1 protein-coding gene is annotated in these 598 nt (G+C 61.7%); it reads left to right on the forward strand.

Annotated elements, in window-relative coordinates; genetic code table 11:
• A partial coding sequence (locus tag MKS85_RS28805) for an OprD family outer membrane porin (protein ID WP_274091429.1) occupies window positions 1–598 on the forward strand: 598 nt, incomplete at both ends.

The following is a 598-nucleotide window of genomic DNA, read 5'->3' on the forward strand; positions in this document are numbered from 1 at the left end:
GGTCAGGTCACCTCCACCGAGATCAACGGCCTGAGCCTGTACGGCGGCCAGTTCCGCGCCAACAGCCCGCGTAACGACGCGAGCATGGAAGACATGTCGATGAACGGCCGCGGCGCGTTCACGTCCGACCGCTTCAATTTCGGCGGCGGCGAATACGCTTTCAACGACAAGCGCACTCAGGTCGGCGTCTGGTACGCGGAACTGTCGGACATCTACCAGCAAAAATATTTCAACCTGACCCACAGCCAGCCCATCGGTGACTGGACCCTGGGCGCCAACCTGGGCTACTTCATCGGCAAGGAAGAAGGCAGTGCCCTGGCGGGCGACCTGGACAACAAGACCGCCTTCGCCATGCTCTCGGCCAAATACGGTGGCAACACCTTCTACGTCGGCCTGCAAAAACTCAGCGGCGACGATGGCTGGATGCGCGTCAACGGCACCAGCGGCGGCACCCTGGCCAACGACAGCTACAACTCCAGCTACGACAACGCCCAGGAAAAATCCTGGCAAGTGCGCCACGACTTCAACTTCGCCGCCGTCGGCGTACCGGGCCTGACCCTGATGAACCGCTACATCAGCGGTGACAACGTACACACCG

This window comes from Pseudomonas sp. JL2, from assembly GCF_031570495.1.
Classification (GTDB): domain Bacteria; phylum Pseudomonadota; class Gammaproteobacteria; order Pseudomonadales; family Pseudomonadaceae; genus Aquipseudomonas; species Aquipseudomonas rhizophila.